Here is a 26,710-nt window from a genome sequence, read left to right as displayed (position 1 = left end):
CTATGGATAAAAAAAGTGATAAACCCAAATCTACTAAAGTGCAAACAAACAAATCAAGAACTTTAGAAAAAACAGAAAAACCTAAAGTTGCTGTAAAGAAAAATTCGTCATCTATTGTGAAAAAAGAAATCGAAACTAAGGTTGATGCAAAAATTGAATTAACAACTGAATCAGTTTCAAATAACAAAACAATTAATAAAGAAAAACTTGATAGTCACATTAATGATAACAACACAGAGACAAATAAAAGAGAATTTATTCAAATTGATCTTGCTCCTTTAGAAAAAAAAGAATCAAGAGTTAAACAATTAAAACAAATTGATAAAAGACAAAAACAATTGACTTCTAAATATTCAAAAGAAATATTGGAAGGAACAATTGTTACAACAACCAACTATAAACCAAAAGTTGATAAACATGTGATTGAGTTAAATGGGGTACGTAAATCATATATTACTGGAGATTTAGAAACACCAGTTTTAAAAGGAATTGATATAATCTTAGATAAAGGTGATTTTATAGTTATTCTTGGACCATCGGGATCGGGGAAAACAACATTTTTAAACATTATTTCTGGATTAGATAAAGCTAGTGAAGGTGATGTTTTCGTTTTAGGATCAAATCTTTCGTTATTAAAAGATTCACACTTAACTAAATTCCGCCGTAACAACGTTGGATTCATTTTTCAACAATACAACTTGTTAACTAACTTAACAGCTAAAGAAAATGCTGAAGTTGGAGAAAACCTTTCAAGAGATAAAACCAAAGGTCTTTCAATTACTGATATCTTTGAAACTATCGGAATGACAGAACAAATGAATAAATACCCTCACCAAATGTCCGGGGGACAACAACAACGTGTTTCTATTGCTCGTGCATTAGCAAAAAATCCTGATATTCTGTTTGCTGATGAACCAACTGGGGCATTGGACGAAGAAATGGGAAGAAAAGTATTAGAAATCTTAGTTAAAGTAAATAAAAAATATAAAACAACTGTTATCGTTGTTACCCACAACCCTAACATTGCTAAAATAGCTAACACAATCATTCATATTAAAAACGGATTAATTGATGAAGTTATCAAAAATACAAAACCAGCTGATCCAAAAACAATTGATTGATCATAATAAAAAAGCAGCCTCGACTGCTTTTTATTATTTAAAAATTAGAATCTTTAAGAATAATATAATCAACTTTTCTGATGTCTAATAATTTGTTTCCTCCAGAGTATGAAATCGAAGATTGTAAATCTTGTTCCATTTCTGTTAATGTCTCAAAAATTGAACCACGAATTTTGATGATATCTTTTTTACCTTCAACATAACGTTTTTCACCTTTATTAAATTCACTAGCACTACCAAAGAATTCTTTATATAATTCTCCATCAATTTCTACTGTTTTTCCTGGTGATTCAGCATGAGCTGCAAATAACGAACCAATCATAACAATTGATGCTCCAAATCTAATTGATTTAGCAACGTCTCCATTAACTCTGATTCCCCCATCAGCAATAATTGGTTTAGTAGCAGCTTTGCTACATCATTTAACAGCCGATAACTGTCAACCACCGGTTCCAAAACCGGTTTTTAATTTGGTGATGCAAACTTTACCAGGACCAATTCCTACTTTAGTAGCATCAGCACCTCAATATTCTAAGTCACGAACGGCTGAAGGTGTTCCCACATTTCCAGCAATAATAAATGTTTTAGTTCCCATGTGTTTACGGATATGTTTAATCATATCTTTAACAGCTAGTGAATGACCATGAGCAATATCAATTGTAATGTAGTCTGGAATTAAGTCATTTTCTTTTAATTGTTTAACAATTTCATAATCAACAACTTGGACACCCAAAGAAATTGATGAAATTAAATTTTTAGCTTTCATTTTTTGCACAAATTTAATAGCATCAACATTAAAACGGTGCATTACATAGAAAAAGCCTTTAATGGCTAATTGTTCGCACAATTCTTCATTAACAACAGTTACCATATTTGATGGTACTACAGGCATTTTAAATGTGTGTTTTCCTAATTTAACTGAAGTGTCACATTCACTTCTTGATTTAACAATACACATTTCTGGTATTAACTGAATATCTTCGTAATCAAATGCTTTCATTTTCTTATCCTCCGTATTTTACTAGACAAATACTATTTAATTATAAATGATTATTGATGTTAACAAATGTTTAATCTTTGAAACTAATTTCAACTTAAATAATAATCAACATTAAAATATTCTAGTTAATATTTATCAAAAATTTTAAAAGGATAAAATTTTATTATTCAGTACTAAAATATAACCTAATTTAAAATAATAAAATCTAAAATTTAAGTATTAAAAATTTTGCTAAAAAATATTAAAAAGTTGCTTTTGGTCTTTTTTAACTTAAAATATAAATTAAGCATAAATATAATTTATGTGATATTTAAAATTTAAAATAATAAGGGGATTTATTATGAAGAAATTATTAAGTGTATTGGCAACATTAGGATTAACAGCAACAGCCGGAGCAACTGTTATTGCTTGTGGAGATAAAAATCCAGAAGCTATCAAAGATTTAAGTGTTGATTTAACAGTTAAAGACTTGGGTGAAATTACAGCCGCTGCTGCAACACCAACTTCAGAAGAAGTTTTAATAGGAATAGTTGTAAAAAATGCAAATGTTCAAAAAGCAGAACTTGTTGTTGGAGATATAACTGCAACTGGTGCTTCTATTACTGTAAAAGAAGGTTCAACTGTTTATAACAAATTAGCAAATCCAATTGCAGTGACTTTCACAGTTAAAATAGGTACAGTTCTTAAAGATTTAAGTACTGATTTAACAGTTACAAACTTAGGTGAAATTACAGCCGCTGCTGCAACACCAACTTCACAAGAAGTTTTAACAGGAATAGTTGCAAAAAATGCAAATGTTCAAACAGCAGAACTTGTTGTTGGAGATATAACTGCAACTGGTGCTTCTATTACTGTAAACGAAGGTTCAACTGTTTATAACAAATTAGCAAATCCAATTGCAGTGACTTTCACAGTTAAAATAGCTACAGTTCTTAAAGATTTAAGTACTGATTTAACAGTTACAAACTTAGGTGAAATTACAGCCGCTGCTGCAACACCAACTTCACAAGAAGTTTTAGATGCAATAGTTGCAAAAAATGCAAATGTTCAAACAGCAGAACTTGCTGTTGGAGATATAACTGCAACAGGTGCTTCTATTACTGTAAACGAAGGTTCAACTGTTTATAACAAATTAGCAAATCCAATTGCAGTGACTTTCACAGTTAAAGCAAGCAACACTTAAATGTTCAAATTGATCAAACAGAAATAAAATATATTGAAGAGAATCGTTTGATAAAGTAATTTTAATAGCATAAATAACTTTTTAAAATCAATTCATTACTCAAATTTCTGTTACATTAACAATAAATTTTTATAGAATAATAACATTTTAATTTATATACTTTTTAAAAGAGGCTTGCCTCTTTTTATTTTATTATTTTTTAAACAAACCTACAAAAAGAAAAAAACATAATTTACACACATTTTAAAATATTACTCAAGAAAACAAATTAAAAAAATATTAAATTAACTGCTATTAGATATTTGTCCATTAAAACCACAATTTCTACAAGCGTTTATTGTAGAGTTAAAATATATAAAACAACTTCAAATTTAAATTTGTTTTATGTTAAAGGATAAAAGTTATTTTGTTCAATTTTATCGACTTTTAAAAATAAAATTCAAAAAAATTAAAACTTATATTGATTTTTAATAACTATGTTAATATTAATCTATTACAAAAAACAAATACTTTAAATGAAAAAATTATTTGAAATGCAATAAGACTTTGTATTATAGGTTATTGCTCGAATTTTTAATATCGAAAAAAAATAAAACCAAAAAAGCAAATTAAGATGAACTATTTTTTAATTATAATAAAAAATGACACTGTTAATTAGACTAGAATTTTTGTGGTATTAATAACATTTGTATATTTTTGATTAAATTTAGTGAGTTAGTAATTACTTTTACAACTAAAGAATACTAAAAAGTATTTAGGGTTAAATATAAATTGTAATCTTGAAAAATTAACAAAAACTAAAAATGATTACATTTTTTTCGCCAAAAAGATATGCTTATTTTTAATTTGTTGAAGTTTTATTTCTTATTTTAAAAAGGTAAAATTAGTTTAGTTAAATTCTGAAAAGGGGTTCATATGCCAATAATAAAATTTAGTGGAGTAACACAACAAAGGGTTGAAGAATATGCCAAAAAAATAGATGAAATTGCTGAACTAATTGTGGCAAAATCAGAAAATATTATGTTTATTTATGAGGGTTCAAAAATTTATCCAATAAAAGATGGTCAAAGTTCAATTTACATATCTGTTGAATGAATGAGCAGAGTTGATAAAGAACAATTATTGACTAATCACTTAGTTAATTTTTTCAAAAACGATAGTGATAAAGTTGGGGTATTTTTTACTGACATGAACAACAAATGATATATGAATGGAAATAAAATAGGTTAATAAAAATGAAAATAGGAAATATAGAGATAAAGGGAAAGGTTGTTCAAGGACCAATGGCGGGAGTTTCTAATGAACCTTTTAGATTAATATCTAAAGAACACGGAGCTGCTTTAGTTTATGCAGAAATGGTTTCGATTGAAGGTATTTTACATGAAAATCAAAAAACACATAAAATGCTAAAAGTTAATGATCAAGAGCACCCAATGGCGATGCAAATTTTCGGAAATGATGTTGAATCTTTCGTTAAGGCAACACAATTTATGGAACAATATTCAAATTGTGACATTATTGATTTAAATTTAGGTTGCCCAGCTCCAAAGATTGCAATTAGATCTGCATCGGGATCGAGTTTATTAAAAACTCCTGGTTTAATTTTTGAAATTGTTAAAGCAGTTGTTGCTAATACAACTAAACCAGTAACGGCTAAAATTCGTTTGGGTTGGGATAAAGAATCAGTTAATGCTGTAGAAGTTGCAAAATTAATTGAGCAAGCTGGTGCTAGTGCGATTGCGGTTCATGGAAGAACAAGAAGTGAATTCTATACCGGCCATGCTGATTGAGACAAAATTAGAGAAGTTAAAGAAGCTGTAAAAATTCCAGTTATTGGTAATGGTGATGTTATTGATGCAAAAACAGCAAAACAAATGTTAGATCAAACTGGGTGTGATGCAGTTATGATTTCTAGAGCTTGCCAAGGTAATCCTTGAATTTTTGAACAAATAAATCATTTTTTAGCAACTGGTGAAAAAAAAGCAAAACCATCTTTTAAAGAATGAAAAGATGTTGTTGTTAAACACGCTAAATTGTTAGCTGACCTAAAAACCGAAGAATGAGGAATGCGTGAATTTCGTAAGCATTTAGCATGATATTTTGATGTTTTACCAACAAAACCATTCGTAAAATCACTAAAAGAACGAGCAAATAATATTGAAACATTAGAAGATGTTTATAATTTAATTAAAGAATATGAAAATGGAGAAGCATAATGAGTGATAATAGAAGACTAAGTGAACAAGAAATTATTAGAAGAGAAAAATACGCTAAATTAGTAGCAGAAGGACAAGACCCTTATAAAATTACTAAGTTTATAAGAAACAGTAATATCAAGGCTTTAGTAACTAAATTTGGTCCTTTTTCAAAAGAAGAATTAGCAGCAATGCCTGTCGAAGCATTTCAAATTGCAGGAAGAATTAAATTATTTAGAGAAGCTGGTAAAAAGGCTGCTTTTGTCAACATTCAAGACCAAGATGCTTCAATTCAACTTTATGTAAGGATGGATGAAATTGGTGAAGAAAACTTTACTAGATTTAGAGACTTAGATCTTGGAGATATCATTGGTGTTAACGGAACAATGATGAAAACTGATCATGGGGAATTATCACTAAGAGTTAAAGAATATACATTATTATCTAAAGCTTTAAGACCATTACCAGACAAACATGCAGGAATTCAAGATATTGAAGAAAAATACCGAAGAAGATATGTTGATTTAATCATGAATCAAGATGTTAAAAAAGTTTTCCAAAGTCGTTCAAAAATTATTCGTACAATCCAAAAACTTTTAGATAATATGGGTTATATGGAAGTCGAAACTCCAATGCTACATGTTTCTAAAGGTGGGGCAGCTGCAAAACCATTTATCTCTCACTATAACGCTTTAGATCGTGATTTCTACTTAAGAATTGCAACTGAATTACATTTAAAACGTTTAATTGTTGGTGGTTTTGAAGGGGTTTATGAAATTGGACGTATCTTCAGAAATGAAGGAATGGACACACGACATAACCCAGAGTTTACTTCGATTGAGTTATATATTGCTTACCAAGATTTTTATTTCATGATGGATTTAACTGAAAGAATCATTAGAGAATGTAACCAAGCAGTTAATCCTTCAAACCAAATTGTTTATGGTGATGTTCACTTGGATTTAGATAAACCATTTAAAAGATTACACATGGTTGACGGAATTAAAGAACAAATAGGAATTGATTTTTGAAAATCAATGAGTTTTGAAGATGCTAAAAAATTAGCGCTTGAAAAACATATTAAAGTTGAAAAACATCACAATAGTGTGGGACATATTATTAACTTATTTTTTGAAGAATTTGTTGAATCTAAAATTGTTGAACCAACTTTCGTTTATGGTCATCCAGTTGAAATTTCACCATTATCTAAACTTAATGGAGATGATCCAAGATTTACTGATCGTTTCGAGTTATTTATTATTGGAAGAGAGTATGCTAATGCCTTTACTGAATTGAATAACCCAATGCAACAATTTGAAAGATTTGAAGCACAAATCAAAGAAGCTGAAGCCGGAAACGATGAAGCTAACGATATGGATATAGATTTTATCGAAGCTTTAGAAACAGGTTTACCACCAACTGTTGGAATCGGAATCGGAATTGATCGCTTAGTAATGTTATTAACTAATTCTGAATCAATTAAAGATGTTTTATTATTCCCACAAATGAAACCTAGAGATTAATATAAAACAAAATCCTCATTTTTAAAGTGAGGGTTTTGTTTGTGTTGATTTTTACTAAAGACTAATCGGTTTTATTCTTTAAATTTTTGGGGTGTGAACCATTACCTTTAGTATTCAATGTATTAAAACCTATCTCCAAAGTTTTTAGTTGACTTATTCAATATTGCTCTCTAGATAATTTAAAGTCTGAATATTCTTTAGAATCTTTTTCGAGTAAAACAACTCATTCTTCTAATAAAATAAATCTTAATGAATAAGGTAATCCTAGTTTTTTAGAAGTTTTTCGATATTCTCTTGATTTAATGTATCGAATATTATTTTTGTGCTTCTCTTCTTCGACTCCGGCAATATGTTCTTTAAATCTTCTGTTTAAATTATTTGATGACCCTACGTATATAGGCTTAACTCTTAATCAATTTTCTTTAATTTTTTGAGGATTTGTGAAATAAGGACCTATTAAATATGCGTAGACTCCTGCTTTTGGTTTTCGTTTTGTATCAAACTCGTTTTCCATTTTAATAAAAATTTCTTTTTTAATATTTTCATAAGGAAATCAATGTTTATACGAAATTGATTTTTCATTTTCAAAATTTCTTTTGTAGTTTATTAAATTTTCTGCCAAATTTTTTTCAGATGTTTCTTGGTTTAAATCTTCAAATTTCTTTTGACTTATTAGAGGTTTAAAATTATCTTTTTGTTCTTGAAGTGATTTTTTATTTTGGTAATGTTTAAATAATAAAAAAAATATCAGGACAAAGAACGAAGTCACCAGTGCAAAAATTGCAACTAAAATAATTAAGTCTAAATTACTTTTGAACATTGCGTAGGTAAAAAACGCAACTTGAAGAATAATTGCCACTACAATAATTTTTCAGAATCTAATTGCAATCAAAATAATAATAACTCACATTGCAATTGTTGTTAAAGTAGCAATTGGCACAAATACTCACATTACAAACCTCTATTTTATAATTGATAAAATTATTTAATTTTTATGAATTATATTTCTCTATATATTATAAGATAAATAAATTTATATTTTTTTCATTGCTATCGTTTAAAAATGTTTTTTTATTAAGTTTTTATAGACAAACATTTATTTCTATAAAAAAATTAAGAAGGGGCTTTAGTTTTATAAATGAAAAATTCTTTAAAAAATATTTTTGGTTTTACCCTAAATATAATATTTTTATCAATTTTAATTTGATCACTAACATGAACTTTGAAAGCAAAAATAGAGTTAAAAGAACATCTTACAATTATGTATTTTCAAAATTTTTATAAATATATAATGAATTTTGATTATAGCTTTTTGATTTTCAATTTATTAAGTTTTTGATTTTCTTCATTAATACTATTAAAACAAATAAGAATTAAAAACAAAAACACTTTTGTAACAATATTTTTAATATTGTTAGGAATTTTATTGATTGGCTTGTGTGTTTTTGAACTAAAAAATTTTCTCAACAATTTTGAAAATATTGTTGGAAACGAATTAAATAATATTAAAGAATTTTATTCTTATCTAGTTAGTTATTTATCTTTAATTTCTGTATTGATTTTGTGAGAGGTTTTGGTAATGTTTATTTTTAAAAAAAACAGAGTTTAAAACTCTGTTTTTAATTTTCTGTAGATTCAGGAAAATCGTTATATATTGTTAATGATTCAGTACCCATTAATGTGCCTGCTTTGCCTTTAAAAATAATGTATTTAGAATCTTTATTCTCGACAATTTCAAATCCTTGTAATTTATCCGTTACTATTTTTTTAACATCTTCTATAGTTTTGAAATCAGGACCAAAACTTTTGGCTGAAACACCGTTATTATTAACAACACTAATGTTTGGTATATCTTTTTTTAAAATTAAAATAGGATTTAATTCCTCTGACCTTGCAGTTAAATCAAAATTTCCAATTAAATTAGTATTGGCATTAATAGTTATTTTAATTTCTTTTTTACGAGACCCTGTCCCGTTATTGTCATTAATTTCTTTTATATTTGAAAAGCTAGGATTATCTAAATTTATATTTCAGAAAGTTTTAAAAGTATCGTCCTTCTTTTTTAATTCTTCAATTATTCTATTTTGCAATTGCTCTGCTGTTGTTCCTACATTGTCGAAAAATGTAGTCCCTAATTCTGGTCGATTCGAAAATAAGTCAACTCCAAGTTTGCCTGTAAATGTTATCGCAAACTTACCACTATAATGTTCATCCTTGCTTGTAACCTCTATTGTTTTTGGGTTAATGTCGTTAAATTTTGTTGAAAATGTAACGTAATTTGCATTAACTTTTTGGTTGACATAACTTGTTATAAGATTTTTCAATTCAGTTTCGTTTTGAATATCGTCTTTAATTTCATTTGTGTCTCCAAAAATATTTTCTAAATTACCCTTTACTCAATACGTTGCCAAACCATCATAAGTGCCGCTTTTATATTTTGGACTATCAACACCTTTGTTGGCAACATGAATTTTAAAAGTTATTTTGTTTGTTCCATTATATTCAAAATCGTCTATAGAAGATATGTATTTATTAGTTAAATCATCAGTATATTTAGTTTTAATAATTTCAATTATATTATTGTCCACATTTCCTTCGGGCGTTGAATTAAAAATTTTAATTTCTCCTAAATCTGTTTTCGGAGTTGCTAATTCATATGGTAAAAAATTATATTCAAGGTCAACTGATCCAACAAATATTGGGTTAAGGTTAGTTGTTGATATTTTTGCAGTTTTTTCTATAGTGTTTATTGTTAATTCAAAGTATTCTGGTTTATTTACAATTTGAGGATTTTGATTTGTTAATTTGCTTCATAATTGACTTTTCACATTACTTTCATTATTAGCTTCTTCTTCGGTTTGTTTAAAGCTTAAATTAAAAGTAAAATTACGATTTTTAATAATTTGATTTATATTCGGTTTTTCACCAATGTGAAAAGAATTATCAAAATCATTGTTGTCTCCGCAAGAAACAACAGCAATACCGCTTGTTAAAGTTAGTCCAGTTAGTAATAAACTTAATAACGTTTTTTTCATTATGTGTTATTTCCTTTCGCTTTATTTTAATGGTTTATCAAAATCATATATTGATTCAAATTCTCAAGGGTTAGTATCGAAGATACTGTTCGTTGCTTTTCTTAATAAGGTTATTGTGTATTTCTTTTTCACACCTTCATAATCTCAAAATAAATTGTATTGAATTCTAATCTCTTTGTTAGCTGGAGCATTGATATCATCTGTATAAACCAATTCATAACTTCAGTTATTAGGGTTTGTATAGACTAAAACATTATCTTCAACTCATTTATCGTTTGAAAGTGAAAATTTATCAGTAACTATAATAAGTAAATTAATAATCTTATTTAACAATATAGCATTATCGGCAACGCTATCTTTTCATTCAGAACCTGCTCAATCTGTTTTAGGTCCAAATAATGCTGATAGACCACTCAATAAACTATTTTCAATCAATATAGCTTTACCGTTATCATCTTTAATTCCTAAAATTAAAGAAACTCCAGTTTGTTTACTGTTTACTGTTTCTGTTTTTCCTACTGTGTCATCTTTGTTTTTAAAGAAAGTAACTGTTCTTACCATTGATTTATAATTGGGATCGTTAATAATTTTTCTTAAAACATCAAAAATGTTTTCTTTTTCAGCGCCATTAATTGAAACACGGTTTTTTAAGGTTTGAATTAAATAAGCAACATTACCTAAATGCAATTGATATTGTATTTCGTCATTATTAAAGAAATTACTTAAATAAATAACAATGTTTGATAAAGAATAGTGTTTTAATGTATAAAACATTCTTCCTAAATCACCTTCAAGAAGACCGTTTAAACCTAATAAGTCTAAAAAGTTACTAATAGGCATATGGGTTAAGTTATATCAATTATCGATTTTATCAAACAATGGTTTAACTTTGTTAATCAAGCCATTTACTGTTTGAGTAATGTTAAAATCATTACTCAATAAAGAACTAATGGTTGCATTTAAGGAGTTCACCATAGATGCATCAATGCCTTGTGACATCACATCAAAAGATTTAACAATTTTGTTTAAAATATTGTTTTGTTTTTGTCCATTTTGTAATATTCCAATAAAGTTATTGTAGTATTGTAAAAATTCTGTTTTTTTAATATTTTCAGAAAATTTCTTTAATAGATTCTTAACGGCTTCCCTGTGTTCTGGGGGAATTTCATTTTCAATGAAACTTCAAGCTAAAGTTGTAACTGCTATTATAAAATTACTTGTTTTCATTCAAAAACTATCAAAATTAGTATTGTTAGAAATTGATTTAGGTATTTGATTAAAAATGGGATTAATATAGCTCATAATTAAATTGGCTGCAATTCCGCCTAAAAATCCTCCGATAGCGTTTTTTATATATTGCTCAGCAAAACCACTTACTCCATCTAGAATTTCATAAATTAAAGAAGTGCTGGGTCCAGTATTCTTGTCTTTGCTTCCAGCCATGCCTTCGTTTTCTTTAGAATCTCCGAACAAAATATATATAATTTTTTGTAGCGCTATTCCATTAGTATCGTCTTGGGTTGGTGAAAGTATTTTTGCCAGCATTTGGAGCAAACTACTAAAGTTAACTACATTTTTTTTAACCAATTCATTTTTTCAAATAAATTTACTTGAAACACTTGCTTTGTATTCGATATTAGTTTTATTAGCAGAAAAAATATGTGTTACATCTTGTGTTTTATAATCAATAGCCCCTCGTTTTACAAAAATATCCATGTAAGCAATTTGCAATTTAACTCAAGTTAAAATTGGCCCTAAAACTTCTTTTCAATCACCAAAATTGATTCCGCCAGTAATTAAATTAGTGATTAATCATTTAATAGTGTCTGAAATTGAAGCATTTTCTTTTTTTTCTCAATTAGGATTTTTTTCATTATTTTTATTTGTCAAAATTTGATTCAAGCTATGAGCTAAATATTTTTGAGAAATTTCAAAAGCTTGATCAAAAGTTGTGTTTTCGTCTTTAAATCTAGCATCATATTCATTAATTCCATCTCAGCTAAAAGAATTTGCAATTTCGTTTAAATTATTTTCATTACCTTTTATAAAGGTAGCAATTTGATCTAAAACTCCTCCATCTTTAGCAAAATCTTTAATGTTAGTTATAAGACCTCCATTTTGATTTAATAAGTTAGCTAAAATTCCACCCATATTAGTTCCTAAACCGCTAGAAAATAATAATGCCGCAATACCCTCAATACTTTTCAGTGTAGTCAAAAATTCATTTGAGGGATTTATTGATTTTTGATTTAATGAAGACAAGTTATTCGCTACAGAAACAGATTCATTTCCACCTTTATTATTTATAGAATAGTCAAAACTGCCAAAAACAGAATTAAATAAAGATTGAATTTGTACATTTTTACCCCCTAAAGAATTAACTTCATCAGGTTTCAATACATCGTTTACTTTTTGCTTTTTTCAATCATCTAATAAAAAATTAGCACTAATACCTTTTTCGGAATTTATAATTGCTGCTTTAGATTGAAAAGAACTTGTGTACATTATTCTTTCTATCATCTCTGCAGCCATGAATTTAGCGTTATCACCAATTGCGCAACCGGCGGTTGCAAGAGCAGAAGTCGACAATGATATAGAAGCTAAGACGGCAAGAATTTTTTTCATTTTGGACCCTTTCGTAATATACTTAAAGAAGATTTATAACAATTGCTTTTATTTTACATCATTTTGTGGATAAAAAACAAAAATAACACTTTTAAGTGTTTAATATTTTTTTGTTTTGTATTAAAATTATGATTAGATTTAGTTGTTTTTAGCACTTTAACATTCTGTATAGTCGAACCAACATCCAATTTCAAGGGGGACGTCAAATGAAATCAAACCAATTATTAATGCTAAAACAAGGTGTTAAGGGCGTATTCAAATTTCGAATTCAATTTTCAATTATTTTGCTTTTGACTTTTATTGCCTCTTTAATTTTGACAGTTTCAATATCCACTAATAGAAGACTTCAACATGAATATAACGATATTGTTAAATCAACACAAAAATTTGACAACACATGAGCCTTAAACACAGGAAAAAATGTAATGGCTTCAGAAGAACGTAGTTTTATACCAATTCTTGATACAATCTCTTCTGTCAATTCCTATGTTGGTGCTAATGATAAATCTGATTACAATGTAGTTTTAAATCAAAATCCTATAAATGGATCTGTTAATAATTACATAACTAGAACAACTAATTCACCTGAATTTATATCTGCTTTTGATAATATGTTTAAAACATTTTTAGATTATCCTTCTCATTTAGATACTCAATCTTACAATAGTGCTTTGTATCAAGAAAAAATTTTATTAACTGAGATTTTAGCAACTCAATTTTTTAGAGATTTAAAAATTTTGCAAGACACACCAAAAAATACGCAACCAAACAAAGATATCGAATATTTGCTAGACACTCCTTTTGGTAATTACACTTTAAGAAATAATGGTTGATTTACAAAATATTCAATTTTTAAAGATTTAAGTGAACAAAAATTATCTTATTCAGCAATTTTAGAAGATATGAAAAATAATCACTCATCAGAAGAAGAAGCGCAATTATTAATGTATGCTTTTTTTGCTATTCAATCTTTATCAGAAAGAATAGGTTATGTAATGTCTGATGGATGGTTTAATAATCAAAATTGAACTAAAGATGACATAGAAAAAGTTTATAAATATGTATTTGGTATTGACTATAAAGATCCATTAAATTTAGAAAAAACTCAAGGTTATTATTTAAATATTCCTACAAATATATCTATTCAAAACATTAATAAAGATAAAGATAATTATGTTCTATTTGGATCTGATGAAATTAAAAATTTAAAAGACCAATTAAAAATTAGTGGTTGAAGAGGAAATACAAATTTAGTTATTACAAATGCAAATTATGACAAAAATGGTAATGTTTATGAAATTTCTTGAAACAATTCAAATTTATTTTCTGGTCTTTATAATGAATTAAAAACTTTTGCATCAACATCTTTTAAATTTTCTAATGATTTTGGGCAAAATATGGAAAAGTACTTTTCAATTTTTCAAAGTAGAAGTGAATGAATGGATTCTGTTAATCCTAACGGTGGGTTTTTTGATGCTAATATCCAAGATAAAAACGGCTTAAAATATTCTCAAAAAAGAGCTTCTGCTTTTTTAACTCATGAAAGATTGGTTGCCAAAGCCGTTGGTTATGATTCTTATGTTAGAAGGGAAATTTTATATAATGATGCATCTACACAAAAAAAATATCGTGCTATTGCGTTACAAGATGATCAATTAACTAAATTCAAAATTTTAAAAGGTGTTATGCCTTCAAGCAATGGAGAAATTGCTATTTCTTCACAATTTGCCAAAAAAAATAATGTTAAAATTGGTGACTATTTAAAAATTGGTAATGCTTTGTTTTATATTACCGCTTTTGCTGTAGATACATATTCGTTTTATCCTTCAGCAGATCCATTAATTCCATTGCCAAAAGGTGAAACTGACGGTTTAATTTATGCTTCTCCAGAAACATTACAATTACTAACTCAAAATTCTAACGAAGAAAGTTCTATTTACGGAGATATCACTCAAACATTTAACTTTATAAATATTTCTAAAATTAATCCAAGTGATCAAAGTTCTTTAAATGTACAAAGAAATAAATATATTATTTTTAGTAACGCTTCTAAAAATAATGCCCAAAGAAATGCATTATTGTTGAAAGATCCGGTCGAATTACAAAAAGATGTTCAAGCTAAAGGATTTTTTAATTTGCAAGATTTTAACCAATCGACTTATCATTTTAGCTGAACGTTATATCCCTTAGTGTTTAAAGTTTATTCTTCAATTACTTATTTTGCGGCAGCTTTAATTGGAATTATTGAACTTGCCTCTTTAATAGTTTGTGTTAGAAAAACCATTCAAGCCAACTCCAAACAAATTGGAATTTTGAAAGCGTTAGGTGTTGAATCCAAACAAATTTCTTTATCGTATATTTCTTATTCGTTCTTTATTGGTTTCATAGCTGTACCTTTAGGATGATTAGTGGGAACAGCTTTGCAAATACCGATGGTAAATATTTTCTTAAATTATTTTTCTTTCACTCAAAATGAAATTTTCTTTGATTGAATGGCACCGTTAATTGCTTTTGTTTGTTTTGGTCTTTTTTCAGCATTGGTCGGCTTCTTGACTGCATATTGACAAACAAATAAACCTGTTTTGGCAATAACTTTAAGTAAAACTCGTTGAGCTAAATCTGCAACAATTGAATTTGTTAAAAGAACTGTGTTTAAAAAATCTAATTTTCAAACGAGATTGACACTTCAATTAGCTTCTTCGGGTAAACAGGTGATTATGCTTCTTGTTATTTGTGTGTTTATTTCATCACTATTAATTTCAGCAGGCTTAGCTCTTCCGGCTGTTGCAATTAATGCTAAACAAACGTATTTTAACAACACTAATTTCAGAAACTCTGTAACATATAAAAGCCCCATTGGTAATTCACCATTTTCAAAAGATGGAGTTGCATTTTGACAAGGTCAAAATATTTTAGACAAAGATTATGTTGATAATGATCCAATACCTTTAGATATTTCTGGTAAAGTCGGTTATTACAATAATCCTAACAATTACACTTCATCTGTTAACAATGCCAGTATTTTTCCTTCGTTGCAATATACAAAAATGGAAAATAACCAATCAGAAATTAATACAATTTTTGAAAATGTTGCTAAATCACGAACAGGCATTACCAACGCATTTTTATCCGCTGCAGGAAATGCTTTAGCGCTTGCTCAGGGAGTTGGTTTTTCGATTGGTGCGATTGAACAATTTTATGCATATGCATTGAATGTTGATAAATTGATCGACCAAAATGGAGAAGTAATATTAGATTCAAGTTCAACAGATGCTGATAGAATTTCCGCTGCTGCAAGATTTAGCTCCGGAATCACAACTGCTTTGCCTCAAGTTTTAGAAACCTTAATTTCTAATTGAGAAAATAATGTTGGTGTAGATGGAACATGAAAAGATCAATTGATTGGCATGTTGGTGTCTTATGCACCTTCGTTTATTAAATCTTATTTAAATAGTCAGTCAAGAAATGAGCAGTTTGCTTTAGGGTTCGCAACTTCGACATATGTTCCAAAAGAAGAAACTTTTGCAACAGTCATTAATGCTAAATCAGACAATCATAACAATATTAAGATAACTGGTTTAGATGCTTCGCAAAATGCTATCAAAATGAGTGATTCTTTAAAATCTAAAGTGTTCCTAAATTCTCAAGAAGGTAGAAATGTTAAAGTGCAAGTTGAACAAATTTTAAACAATAATTATACAAAAAATGAAGACATAATTTTTAATGGATTAAAAATTTGAGACAACACAACAAAAACATTGACATTGCCATCAGCAAACAATGAGCAGGCAAATGCATACTATAGCATGAAAGAAGGAGATTATCAAAAAAATGTCGAAGCATTTGGAGCGCAAGCTTTTGAATTATTTTCTCCTGTACAAGGAGGGAATATTAAATTACCAAATAATGCTTGAGCTTATAATGATACTGATTACATTGAATCAGCGAAGGACTGAAGTGGATTATCAGAAGATATGCACCAAGGTGATAGGACATTATTAAATCAATATGGTTATGAAAAAACTAACAATGGCAATTTTTATTTAGACCCTCAAACCATTCAAACAAGTAAAATTACTTATAATTTGCAATACCAAATTGCTGACAATTCACCAGCTCCTATTACCGGTACTGATTATGCTGAAGATTCGTCAGGAAAATTTAATTCAGATAAATGAAGCGGAATTAATAATAAAGCATATATGTTTGGTGATTTTAAATATGACAAAGACGGAGTTATTGTTAGTTCATTTATTCGTCCATACTATCAATATAAAAATGTTGAATTATTCATTCCAATAAGTTTTGCTTTATCTCAAGAAGAAGCTGCAAAAACTAAATTAGGTCCTGTTGACGATACAAGAATAGATGGTTCGATAAATAACAAGACTAAAAATTACAAAGAACCAATTGCTAAATATTTGACAGATACCTTAGGAAATAAAAGCGAAAATGTTCAATGATACTTGAGTCAGACATCAAGAGTTGTCGCTAACGAAAATGTTCCTAAATTTGTAAAAGATTCTTGAGGATCACAAAAAAACGAATATAGAACAGAGGATAAATACATTGTTGTTAATGCTTATGATTCAAGATTTAGTAGTTATAGAAATAGTGTTGGACCAGCAATTTCTGATGGAACCCAAAACGGAGGAGAACTTAATGCTTTAACTGAAGGGTATTGAACATGAATCTTAAATGCTGTTAATGGTCAAACTTTGAAAGTAAACAGTGCAAGTCCTATTTCTAGAGGATTAGCTAAAACAATTAATTTAAAAAATGTAGGAACTATTAAGACATACGATTCATCTTTAATTGTTTTAGACTCCGATTTAGCAAATATGCTAAACGGTTGATCAACTGCTAGAACAAGTTCTTATGATTACAACGGTTTTGATGTTAATACCAAAAGAAAAGATCCCGATTCAAGATTTTATAAATATGATCTTGTTGATTTTACAAAATTAAAATCAACAAAAAATTGACAAAAAACGGCATTTGTTAAATCTGCAGACTCACAAGATTATAATCCGCATGCTTTCTATAATGTTGTTCTTTCAAATTTTGATGAACCATTAGCTGTGACTTCTTCAGCTTCAATGATAAATTTGTCTGGTAAACAAGGAGTAACTGATATAGCTGGTCACGGCTTTAATGGTGGAGTTGAAGGATATGGAATTGAAGATTTCAATTTCTTATCAGAAAAAATCTCATTGCTAAATCAAATTACTTCTGTAGCGATTTGAATTGCAATTTTAATAGTAACTGCTGTAGTTGTGGCTGCCGCTTTACTAATAATGTTACTTGGCGATATTTATATCGCTCAATACAAACGTTTTATTATTATGTTACGTTCATTTGGTTATAGCAATAGATCGATCATGACATATGTTTTAGGAACTGTTACTATTTTGAGTTTAACAGCCTGGATCATTGCTACTACACTAACTTGGGGAGGCATTGCCTTAATAATTAGTTTCATTACTAAATCAGGATTCGCAATTCCGTTTGGTGTTTTATGATGAGCCCCTGTTGGATGTATAGTGATTATGTTGATTGCTTACTTAGGTTCATTATTGGTATCTTCAAAATCGGCAAGAAAAGAAGATGTTGCCACAATGATGTCAGCAACCAGTGAATAAGTAAATATAAAATAAAATAATCATTTAATATCTCAAAACTCCGTTTTGAGATATTTTTTAATTTAAAATTTTATTGTTTGTAGTTAACTATTTTTTATATTTTATTAAAATTTTCAAAATTAAAAACCCTAATACTCAATGATTGCTGTTGAGACTTAGGGGCAAAAGATATGATTTAAATTATTTTTTTGACAAATCATAAATTGAAGCGATTCTTCAAGGAGTTGATGTGTAGATATCTTGACTAGCATCTCTGATAATTTCGATTTCATATTTTTTAGTTTGATTATCAATATTTCAATATAAATTATATTTAATTGATACTTTTTGTGTGGCTGCAACATTTAAATTGTCAGCATGAACTAATTCATAATTTCAATTAGATGAATTAGTATAAATATTAACATTATCTTCAATTCATTTATTATTAGAAGCTTCTAATCTCCCTGTTAAGTTAATGAATAAATCAAGAATTCTATTAAGTGTGACAAAGTTTGCTGCCACACTTTCTTGAGAAATAAAATCACTGTTTGTTCAATCTTCTGCAGGACCAAATACTGATGAGATTCCACTTAAAGTACTATGTTTGATTAATGTATTTGATTTTTTGCCAATCTTAAGTCCTAAAATAGCGGCAGCAGCTGTTTGATTTCCTTCTACAATAATTTCTTCATCATCACTAAACTTAACTTTTTTGATTGTTGTCTTGTATTTCGGATTACCAATAAAATTTTTTAAAATTTGAAAAATGTTTAGTTGTTCGCTTCCATTGATGGTTACTTTGTTTTTTAAACATTCTACTAAATAAGCAATATTACCTAAATGTAATTGATAAGCAATTTTATCTTTATTGAAAAATTTATCTAAATATTCAAAAATATTTTTTAAAGAGTAATTTTTTATTGTGTATAAAAGTCTACCGAACTCACCGTTGAAAAAATTAGCTAAACCGAATAAATCTAGAATATCTTTAATCGGCATGCTTGCAAAGTTATTTCAGTTTTCAATTTTATCAAAAGTTGGTTCAATTTTATCAACAAATCCGTTCATTGTTTGACCAATATCAAAGTTTCCACCCAATAAAGACTCTAACAAAGCATTAAGACCAGCGACAGCTTCAGAATTTAAATCGTTTGTAGCAACTTCAAAAGATTTCACAATTTTGTTAAAAAGATTGTTTTCTTGTTCACCGTTTTGTAAAGATCCTAAATAATTATTGTAATAAATAAGAAATTCTGGCTTCTTTAGTCCTTTAGAAAAATCTTGCAACAATTTTTTAATCATATCTTTGTTAATTCCTTCAGGAATTTTGTTCGATATTATTCCTCAAAGCAGATTTCCTGTGACAACATCAATTAATCCTGCTAATCCTGATCAAAAATCATCAAAAGAAGTGTTATTAGAAAAAGATTTTGTGATTGGATTTAATAATTGTTTTATCCCTGTACCCAAAACCAAATTAATTAAAAATCCCGGAATTCCCGCAACATCAGCCAAGTATTGAATGATAAATTCGTAAACACCCTTAAGAGCTTCATATCCTAATTGAGTACTGTTGTCGATACTTTCATTTTCTTTAATATCACCAATTAAAATATAAACAATTTTTTGTAGGCCAATTCCATTAACATCACCGGCTTCGGGTGTTAATATTTTTGCTAACATTTTAAATAATCCACTAACGTTGATAGCATTATCTCGCACTAAAGAATTTTCTCAAATTTTGTTCTTGTGCATTTTGGCTTTATATTGTGTATTTGTTTCACTTGCAGAAAAAATGTGATTAACATCATTCGATTTATAATCAAATGCTCCATTTTGAGCATAACTATCAAGATAAGTGATAATCAATCGAACTCAAGTTAAAAGTGGTCCTAAAATTTCCTTAAAATCTCCGATTTGTAGATCTCCAGCAACTAATTTATTCAATGTTCAAGTTACAGTGTCTGCAATTGAAGTCTTATCTTTGTTATTTGAGTTAGGATTTTTTTCGCCCTTTTTATTTGTTAAAATTTGATTCAAACTATGAGCTAAATATTTTTGGGAAATTTCAAAAGCATCTTCAAATGTTGTATCTTCATTTTTAAATGTTGTATCAAATTCGTTTATTCCGTCTCAAGTTAATCCACCAATTATTCCATCTAAAAGGTCAGCATTGTTTTCAAAAAAATTGTTAATAACATCTAAAAAACCACCATTATCAGCAATTACTTTTATTTGATCAATAATTCCTCCGTTTTGGTTTAAAAGACCAGCAACAATTCCTCCTAGATCAGTCCCGATTCCAGTTCCTACAAAAACTTTTGCAAGTTGTCCCACTGTTTTTAAAATTTGTAAAGTTGAACTTGAAGGATTTAAAGAATCTTGTTTTAATGAATTTAAATTATTTTGAACACTTCCAATAACTGTTTCATTTCCTCCAACATTATTAATAGAATAGTTAAAATTTCCAAACAAGGAATTAAATAAAGATTGAACCCTAACATCATTTCCACTTAGATCGCTAACTTGATGATTAGAAAAATCAGTTCCTATCGAATTAGATTTTCAAGTATTTAAAAGGTAATTAGCACTAATTCCTTTTTCAGAGTTTATAATCGCAGCTTTAGCTTGGTATGAACTTGTATACATAACACGTTCTACCATATTAGCAATTAAAGCCTTTTTACTATCCCCAATTGAACACCCAACTGTAGCAATTGAAGATGCCCCAAGAGAAACTGAAGCTAGCAGTGCGAGCATTTTTTTCATGTAAGCGACCTCCGTTATGTATAATTTAATATAACAATAGTTATTTTACACCATTAAAATAATAAAAATCAATAATTTTTGGTAAATAAACTTGTAAAAATTATTTGTTTTTTATAATCAAGGAGATTAAACACATGAAATCTAACAGGATCTTAATGTTAAAACAGGGCATTAAAGGTGTATTTAAATTTAAAATACAATTTTCAATAATTTTAATTTTAACATTTCTTGCTTCTTTAATTTTAACTGTGTCAATCTCAACAAATAGACGTTTACAACATGAATATAATGATGTTGTTAAAGTTACACAAAAATTTGACAACACTTGAAGTCTTAATACTGGTAAAAATATTTCAGCTTCAGATGAGCGTAAATTTATTCCGATTTTAGACACCATTTCGCCATTGAATTCATATATTAAAGCTAATGGTAAAAGCGATTACAATGTCGTTTTAAATCAAAGTGCAGCTAATGGCTCAGTTAATAACTATATAACTAGAACAACCAATACTGAGCCTTTTAAAGAAGCTTACACAAATTTATTTAAAAATTTTAATTCTCAAGAATTTAATTTAAAAGCAGATCGTGAATCATACAATAAAAGCTTTTTTCAAGAAAAGTTAGCAATGACAAATCTTTTAGCTACTCAATTCTATAAAGATTTAATAAAATTACAAAATAATTCTCAAGATAGCGATATTGCGTATTTGTTAGACACACCTTTTGGTAATTACACTTTATTAAACAAAGACTGATTTGCAAAATACATTGATATTGCAAATTTGGAATCAAAAAATTTAGACTACAAAACAATTTATGAAAATATTTTAAAAAATTATGCAAATGACGAGAATGCTCAACTAGTTATGTATTCATTTTTTGCAATTCAATCTTTATCTGAAAGAATTGCTTATGTAACATTTGACGGTTGATACAATAATCAACAAAACCAACAAATTGATGTTGCATGATTTTACAATTATGTATTTGGAATTAAATACGATAACTTAAATGAAAGTAAGGGTTATTATTCTATTTTTCCTGATAAAGTTTCTTTAGAAGAAATTAACACTAAAAAAGATGATTATGTTTTACTTGGTTCAACAAACATTAAAACTTTAGCAGACCAATTAAGTAAAGAAGGTTGAAGAGGAAATACTAATCTAGTTTTAACTAATGCTACTTATAACGACTCAACAATTAGTGCTATTTCTTGAGACCCAAGAAATTTCTTTTCAGGTGCATATAATGAATTAGCGACTTTTGCTACAACAAACTATATGTGATCAACTGAATTTAGTGGAAATATGGAAAAATACTTTTCAATTTTTCAAGAAAAAAATGATTGAATGGATCCAAATGCAAGTTTAAGTGATTTTTTCTTTGCAGACATTGAAGCAAAAGATGGGTTGCAACATACTCAGAAAAGAGCAGCGGCATTTTTAGCTCACGAAACACTTGCTACTAAAGCTGCGGGTTATGAAACTTATGTTAGAAGAGAAATTTTATATAATGATGCTACAACTCAAAAAAAATATCGTGCAATCGCTTTACAGTCAGACCAACTAACTAAATTTAAAATTTTAAAAGGTGTTATGCCATCAGGTCTTGGAGATATTGCTATTTCTCAGCAATTTGCTAAAAAAAATAAAGTCAAAATCGGAGATAACATCAAAATTGGTAATGGGTTATTTTACATAACAGCATTTGCAGTTGATACTTATTCGTTTTATCCTTCAGCAGACCCATTAGTTCCGTTACCAAAAGGAGAAACTGATGGTTTAATTTATGCATCACCTCAAACTTTAAAATTATTAACTCAACCATCAATTCAAGAAGCAACTATTTCAGGGGATGTTACTCAAACATATAATTTTATAAATATTTCTAATATTGATCCAAATGATCAAGCTTCTTTAAATGAACAAAGAAATAGATATATTATTTTTAATAACGCTTCTAAATCAAATTCAGAAGCAAATGCATTGCTACTTAAAGATCAACAAGAAATTAAAAAAGCTGTGCTAGCTAAAGGATTCTTTGATCTTAAAGATTTTAAAGCTTCAACATATCATTTCAATTGAACATTATACCCACTAGTATTTAAAATTTATTCTTGAATTACTTACTTAACTTCAGGATTGATAGGTATTATTGAACTTGCTTCATTATTTGTTTGTGTTAGAAAAACTATTCAAGCCAACTCAAAACAAATTGGAATTTTAAAAGCCTTAGGAGTTGAGCCTAAACAGATTTCCTTTTCATATATTTCTTATGCATTCTTTATTGGTTTTCTAGCTGTTCCTTTAGGTTGACTTGCAGGTACTTTATTACAAATTCCAATGGCAAATATTTTTGCTAATTACTTCTCGTTTTCAAGAGATAATTTATTCTTTGATTGAATGGCGCCGTTAATTGCATTTGTTGGTTTTGGCTTTGTTTCAGCAATTTTAGGATTCTTTACCGCATACGTGCAAACCAACAAACCTGTGTTGGAAATTACTTTAAACAAAACTCGTTGAGTTACTTCACCAACAATTGATTTTGTTAAACGTACAATTTTTAAAAAAGCACCTTTTCATACAAGACTTTCATTGCAATTAGCTTCATCAGGCAGACATGTTATCACCTTATTGGTTGTTTGTGTCTTTGCATCATCATTATTAATTTCTACAGGATTTGCGATTCCGGCCGTTGCTATAAATGCTAAACAAACTTATTTCAAAAATACCAAATTTAGAAACTCAGCAGTAATGCATAATCCGACAGGGAACTCTCCATTTTCAAAAGATGGAGTAACCTTTTGAAACGGTCACGAAGAATTAGACAAAGACTATGTTATTAATGATCCGATTAAATTGGATGGAATTAGTAATTCTGGATATTACAATAATCCTAATAATTATGTTGCTTCTCTTAACAACTCTGGTATCTTTCCTTCGTTGCAATATACCAAAACAAATAATGGAATAGAAGATATTAATACAATTTTTGAAAATGTTGCTAGAGGAAGAACTAAAATAACTAACGCCTTTTTATCTGCTTCTGGTAATTCATTAGCAATGGCACAAGGTGTAGGATTTTCAATTGGTGTTATTGAACAATTTTATGCATTAGTCTTAAACACCAAAAATTTAAAAGATTACCATGGAAACATCCTAATTGATGAAAACACAAGTGATGCTCAAAGAATTGCTAAAGCAGCAGCACTAAGTGGTGCCGTTACTCAAGCTCTACCTCAAGTATTAGATGCTTTGATTGATAATTGGCAAAACAATACTTCAGCAGATGCAACTTGAAAAGATAAATTAATGGGAATGATGACAGCCTTTGCACCATCATTTATCAAAGCTTATCTAACGAACAAATCACGTGATGAACAATTTGCATTAGGCTTCGGAACTTCTAACTACGTTCCTAAAAAAGAAACTTTCGCAACAACTTTTAAAGCTCAAACTGATAATCACAAAGAAGTAACCTTCACAGGTTTAGATGCTTCACAAGATGCTTATAAAATTAATGAATCTTTAAAAAATAAAATTTTCTTTGATTCACAAAAAGGTAGAATTGTAAAAGCGCAAATTGAACAAATTTTAAATAATACTTACAAAGAAAATCATGATATTCTTTTTAATGGTTTTAAAGTTTGAGATAACACTACAAAAACCTTAACAATACCAGTTGCTAACAATAAACAAGCTAATGCTTATTACGGTATGGAAGATGGAGACATCCATTCAAATATTAATGTAAACTCTCAAGCGCTAGAATTATATTCTCCAATTCAAGGTAATAATGTTAAATTACCAATGTACGCCTTTGCATATAACGACACTGACTACATTGAATCAGCAAAATCTTGAAGTAGTTCAGAGAACATGCACCAAGGCGAAAGAACTTTATTGAATCCTTATGGTTATGCTGAAAAAACAGAAAATGGGAATTATTACCTAGATGCCCACACAATTCAAAATAGTAAAATGACTTACAATTTACAATTTGAACCAAAAGATCCAACAACAATTACGCAAACTGACTATTCTTCAGACACATCACCTGAATTAGCCGGAAAATTCAATGTTGATAAATGAACTGGTTTACAAGACAAGGCTTATATGTTTGGTGATTTTAAATATGATGAAAATGGTAACATTATTAATTCATTTATTCGTCCATATTACCAATACAAAAATGTAGAATTATTTATTCCAGCCTCATTCGCCTTATCGCCAAATGATGTTTCAAATCTTGAATTAGGGCCTGTTGATGATACTTTAGAAAATGGTTCTAATAATAAAAAATATCAAGCTCCAGTTGCTAAATTTTTAACCGATACTTTAGGTAATCAAAGTGAACAATTGGGATTGAAATGATTTTTAAAACAAAACGCTCGTGTTGTTAGTGATAGCAATGTTCCTGATTTTGTTAAAGAATCATGAACCGGTCAAAAAGATTCTTATAAAAACGATAAATATATTGTTGTTAATGCTTATGACTCAAGATTCAGTACTTACTTGCAAGGCGATCAAGGAGATAACTCAGTACCACCAATTTCTGATGGAAAACAATCAGGGAGTGAACTAAGCGCTTTAACAAATGGTTATTTGCCTTGAATGTTGAATGCGGTTGCTGGCCAAACAATCAAGACTAGTGGATCAAGTCCTGTCTCAAAAGGACTTGCTAAAACAATTAATTTAAAATCTGTAGGGACAATTAAAACTTATGATTCTTCACTAGTGGTTTTAGACTCAGATATTGCAAATATTCTAAATGGTTGACCAACAGTTCGCACAACATCTTATGATTATCGCGCCTTTAATGAACAATCAAGAGATAAAGATCCTGAATCTCGTTTTTACAAATATGATCTTGTTGATTTCACTAAATTAAAATCAAGTTCTGATTGACAATCAACTTCTTTTGTAAAATCTCAAGATTCACAAGGATATAATCCGCATGCTTTCTATAATACAATTTTGTCAAATTTTAACGAACCAATAGCAGTAACTTCTGCAGCTTCAATGATTGATGACATGGGTAAATTTGGGATTACAGCAATCAAAGGATATCCAGATTCATCAGGAATTCATACATATGGAGTTTCTGGTTTTAATTTCCTATCTGAGAAAGTCGCATTATTAAACCAAATTACTTCAGTTGCGATTTGAATTGCAATTCTGGTAGTTACAGCTGTGGTTATTGCATCAGCATTGCTGATTATGTTGTTAGGAGATATCTATATCGCTCAATACAAGCGTTTCATTATTATGTTGCGTTCATTCGGATATAGTAATAGGTCAATTATGTCCTATGTTCTAGGAACAGTTACAGGAATGAGTATAATTGCTTGGGGAATAGCTACGGGATTAACTTGGGGAGGAATTTATTTAGCGATTAGTTTAATCGCTAAAGCAGGACTTGCAATTCCGTTCGGAGTACTATGATGAGCTCCAGTTGCATGTATTGCAATTATGCTAGTATCTTATTTAGGCTCGCTATTCGTCTCTTCAAAATCAGCAAGAAAAGAAGCAGTTGCTTCAATGATGTCAGCAACAAGCGAATAAGAATAAAAAAGGCAGTTTTGCCTTTTTTATATATATGGATAAAGTATTCTAAAAAACCTTTAAATAAGTTA

The 26,710-nt window shown here is 28.6% G+C and carries 12 protein-coding genes; 7 read left to right on the top strand and 5 right to left on the bottom strand.

Annotated features, from left to right (window positions below):
- Positions 1-2: 2 nt before the first annotated feature.
- Positions 3-1,127, top strand: a complete 1,125-nt coding sequence (locus tag ESOMN_RS03725; RefSeq protein ID WP_084027481.1) for an ABC transporter ATP-binding protein — start codon at positions 3-5, stop codon at positions 1,125-1,127.
- A gap of 31 nt (positions 1,128-1,158) precedes the next feature.
- On the opposite strand, the gene ESOMN_RS03720 is transcribed toward ESOMN_RS03725, so the two are convergent.
- On the bottom strand, positions 1,159-2,121 hold the full coding sequence (locus tag ESOMN_RS03720) for a GMP reductase (protein ID WP_024863610.1): 963 nt from the start codon (positions 2,119-2,121) through the stop codon (positions 1,159-1,161).
- A 340-nt stretch (positions 2,122-2,461) separates the two neighbouring features.
- Here ESOMN_RS03720 and ESOMN_RS03715 point away from each other — a divergent pair, with 340 nt between their 5' ends.
- The 4 genes from ESOMN_RS03715 (at position 2,462) to lysS (ending at position 7,022) form a co-directional block, all read left to right on the top strand.
- Positions 2,462-3,304, top strand: a complete 843-nt coding sequence (locus ESOMN_RS03715; RefSeq protein WP_100608764.1) for a lipoprotein — start codon at positions 2,462-2,464, stop codon at positions 3,302-3,304.
- Positions 3,305-4,219: 915 nt separating this feature from the next.
- Entirely contained in the window at positions 4,220-4,534 is a 315-nt protein-coding gene (locus tag ESOMN_RS03710) for a DUF1904 family protein (protein WP_024863608.1), read from the top strand.
- 5 nt (positions 4,535-4,539) lie between these two features.
- Complete coding sequence (dusB, locus tag ESOMN_RS03705) at positions 4,540-5,520, top strand: tRNA dihydrouridine synthase DusB (RefSeq protein ID WP_024863607.1); 981 nt, start codon at positions 4,540-4,542, stop codon at positions 5,518-5,520.
- On the top strand, positions 5,520-7,022 hold the full coding sequence (lysS, locus tag ESOMN_RS03700; RefSeq protein WP_024863606.1) for a lysine--tRNA ligase: 1,503 nt from the start codon (positions 5,520-5,522) through the stop codon (positions 7,020-7,022). Before dusB ends, lysS begins: the two co-directional genes overlap by 1 nt.
- A gap of 61 nt (positions 7,023-7,083) precedes the next feature.
- On the opposite strand, the gene ESOMN_RS03695 is transcribed toward lysS, so the two are convergent.
- The 3 genes from ESOMN_RS03695 to ESOMN_RS03680 form a co-directional block, all read right to left on the bottom strand.
- A complete protein-coding gene (locus ESOMN_RS03695) occupies positions 7,084-7,974 on the bottom strand; it encodes a GIY-YIG nuclease family protein (protein ID WP_024863605.1) in 891 nt (296 codons plus the stop codon).
- Between the two features lie 667 nt (positions 7,975-8,641).
- The gene (locus ESOMN_RS03685) at positions 8,642-10,057 is read right to left on the bottom strand and encodes a hypothetical protein (protein WP_024863603.1); all 1,416 of its coding nucleotides are present in this window, start codon (positions 10,055-10,057) and stop codon (positions 8,642-8,644) included.
- 21 nt (positions 10,058-10,078) lie between these two features.
- Positions 10,079-12,682: an MOLPALP family lipoprotein gene (locus tag ESOMN_RS03680; protein ID WP_024863602.1), complete on the bottom strand. Its 2,604-nt coding sequence runs from the start codon at positions 12,680-12,682 to the stop codon at positions 10,079-10,081.
- A gap of 206 nt (positions 12,683-12,888) precedes the next feature.
- Here ESOMN_RS03680 and ESOMN_RS03675 point away from each other — a divergent pair, with 206 nt between their 5' ends.
- Positions 12,889-18,324 carry an ABC transporter permease gene (locus ESOMN_RS03675; RefSeq protein ID WP_024863601.1) on the top strand — a complete coding sequence of 1,812 codons (5,436 nt, stop codon included), beginning with the start codon at positions 12,889-12,891 and terminating at the stop codon, positions 18,322-18,324.
- A gap of 180 nt (positions 18,325-18,504) precedes the next feature.
- On the opposite strand, the gene ESOMN_RS03670 is transcribed toward ESOMN_RS03675, so the two are convergent.
- Positions 18,505-21,075, bottom strand: a complete 2,571-nt coding sequence (locus tag ESOMN_RS03670) for an MOLPALP family lipoprotein (protein ID WP_024863600.1) — start codon at positions 21,073-21,075, stop codon at positions 18,505-18,507.
- Positions 21,076-21,209: 134 nt separating this feature from the next.
- On the opposite strand from ESOMN_RS03670, the gene ESOMN_RS03665 reads away from it, so the two are divergent.
- Positions 21,210-26,639 (top strand): ABC transporter permease, encoded by a 5,430-nt coding sequence (locus ESOMN_RS03665; protein ID WP_024863599.1) that lies wholly within the window; start codon positions 21,210-21,212, stop codon positions 26,637-26,639.
- Positions 26,640-26,710: the final 71 nt, after the last annotated feature.

The sequence above is a fragment of the Williamsoniiplasma somnilux genome (assembly GCF_002804005.1).
GTDB classification, from domain to species: Bacteria; Bacillota_I; Bacilli_A; order Mycoplasmatales; family Mycoplasmataceae; genus Williamsoniiplasma; species Williamsoniiplasma somnilux.
This window is presented reverse-complemented; position numbering and strand designations above follow the sequence as displayed.